The sequence below is a fragment of the Pseudoalteromonas sp. NBT06-2 genome (genome assembly GCF_002276045.1).
Classification (GTDB): domain Bacteria; phylum Pseudomonadota; class Gammaproteobacteria; order Enterobacterales; family Alteromonadaceae; genus Pseudoalteromonas.
Map to the genome: position 1 here is coordinate 1 of NZ_NQMR01000311.1, position 2,253 is coordinate 2,253.

The following is a 2,253-nucleotide window of genomic DNA, read 5'->3' on the forward strand; positions in this document are numbered from 1 at the left end:
AACCTTAAGTTAATGACATTGATCGTATCAAAGTGAGCTTTAGCTGAGGTGATTTGTACTTTCATTTTGATAGACAACAAAGCGCTCGTTCAAGCAATTTCATCGACAATTGTTCTCACCGCTGTGAGAGGATATTGGTAGCCCCCCTGTTTAAACACTTTTTTAAATTGGGCCACACTCGCGAAGCGAGAGCTAACTTTTAAAAGTCCATTTGAACGTATTATGTGAATAGTTCGTAGTGAATTATATTAATTTAAGAGGCTAAATATTGGTCATTCTGAAAAAATCACTACTGCTTGTCGCATTTATTCAAGACAATACAGTTACCACAATCTAACATATATTATTCTAAATAATTATGAGAGTTGTGCAATGAAAAGCCTAAAGTTCAAATATACCATCCTCTATGTGAATAATGTCGCAGATACCTTCAAGTTTTTTGAAGAAGCATTTGGGTTTAAGCAGAAAATGCTGCATGAAAGCGGTGACTATGGCGAGCTTGACACCGGAGATACAACACTATCTTTCTCGTCGCTAGAATTAATGAACAACATTGGGAAAAACCCCGCTCAAGTTAATCCAGCAAGCCCCACGTTTGAAATAGCATTTGAAACAAGCGATGTTCCAGCCGTCCTTGCTAGGGCATTAGCTGCGGGGGCAAAACTTGTTCAAGATGCAGAGGATATGCCTTGGGGGCAAACTACTGCTTACGTTTTAGATAATAATGGTTTCTTGATTGAGCTATGTACTCCTGTGTCAGCTTAATCGTAGCCTTTATTAAACAATTGACGGATGATGTTTGGAGTGTTGCGCATGAGTGATGGGCTGAGATCAAACCAGCGTTTGAATTCGCGGCTCATATGCGCTTGGTCAGTGTATCCATGCATTTCCGCTATATCAGCGAGAGAACTTGATTCAACTAGTGTTCTTGCTGCTCTCCTAGCTCTTGCAAGAAGAATCCAATAAGCGGGCGTTCGATCAGTTCCTTTATGTATTAACCTTTGCAGGGTTCGAGAACTGACGCCAAGAGTTTTTGCAGTGCCTTTTACTGAGTCCATATTTGAAGCTAAACAGTTAAGTGCTTCTTCCACAGAGCGATTTAAGTTAGTAAAATCATTTAATCGATTCGAAATCTCATCGAGATTGTAATAATTACCTTGAATTGATTCGATTAGTTCTTTTTCGGAAAAAGTAACTCCAGGCTTCATTCTATAACCTGAAAAAATTGAGTTAGTATTTATTGAAAATACTTCTGTTTTATCAAACAAAGGTGATATAAACCAAAAAGGCTTTTCATCTTCATCTATTTTCATTATGAGATCACGGCAACCGTCGGGTAATATGATAGTAGAGGTTTTTTTACTAGAACTAGTATTCCATGTTGATAATAAATTTTTGTTCATTATTTTTTTCACATAATAATTTAATAGTACCCTATTTGTGCATTTTCCTGAATATAAGAAAAGGAGCAGCATACTGATTATATAAACAGTGTGATAATGCGATTTTAACTCTGAGCAAATTAAAAATCCAACAATATCTTTAAGTATTCAGCGAGATTTAGTTTTTTAAAAGTTAATGTTCGCTTCAGGCTCAAAAAGTCTAAAAATAACATTGATGAAGAGAGACGGTTATTCCGACATTGCGATCATAATAATTAGCTGTTTTAAGGAAAATATTATCACACAGTGGATGTATGATGTGGGACTGGAGGTTAGAGACCTCCGGTTACCTAGTTAGTGTATGTTGTTCCGTAGTAACTTATTGTTGATATTGTAAAAAAGAACACCCAAGAGAGGTGTTTACCACGAGTAAATAATAATGAAACTATTCCACTTAATAGAAATACTACTGCAATTATTATGAGGGTTTCATTTTTAACATTTACACCTGGGTTTGATAACACAAACAAAATAGCAGCAAATCCCCACCAAGCTATGGTAGTTAAATGCCAAGCAAACCTTATAACACGTTTAGTGAACCAATCACTTCCAAGTAATTTAGGTAAATTCTCACGTCGAAACAAACGAATTAATAAGTATTTCTCACCTATGTAGGAATGAATTATACCAATGATGACAAGTAAAATAGTTCCGATTAATAACATAGTGTTTCCATTTAGTTAAACTGTCGACAATTAAATCGACTTTCTTTCATGCATAAGAATTTTTATAATAATCTCATTAAGTTATCAGTTATTATTATTTAATTCAACACCAGCAATACGAAGACAGCAATTCTCGCTCAATATAA

Annotated in this window: 3 protein-coding genes; 1 reads left to right on the forward strand and 2 read right to left on the reverse strand. The window is 35.2% G+C overall.

Going from position 1 to position 2,253, the window contains the following annotated elements:
• Positions 1-372 precede the first annotated feature (372 nt).
• A complete protein-coding gene (locus tag CJF42_RS25665; protein ID WP_095369324.1) occupies positions 373-765 on the forward strand; it encodes a VOC family protein in 393 nt (130 codons plus the stop codon).
• Here the strand turns inward: CJF42_RS25665 and CJF42_RS25670 are convergent.
• Positions 762-1,313: a helix-turn-helix domain-containing protein gene (locus tag CJF42_RS25670; RefSeq protein ID WP_170940777.1), complete on the reverse strand. Its 552-nt coding sequence runs from the start codon at positions 1,311-1,313 to the stop codon at positions 762-764. The genes CJF42_RS25665 and CJF42_RS25670 overlap by 4 nt on opposite strands.
• A 419-nt stretch (positions 1,314-1,732) precedes the next feature.
• Entirely contained in the window at positions 1,733-2,107 is a 375-nt protein-coding gene (locus tag CJF42_RS25675; protein ID WP_095369326.1) for a hypothetical protein, read from the reverse strand.
• Positions 2,108-2,253 lie beyond the last annotated feature (146 nt).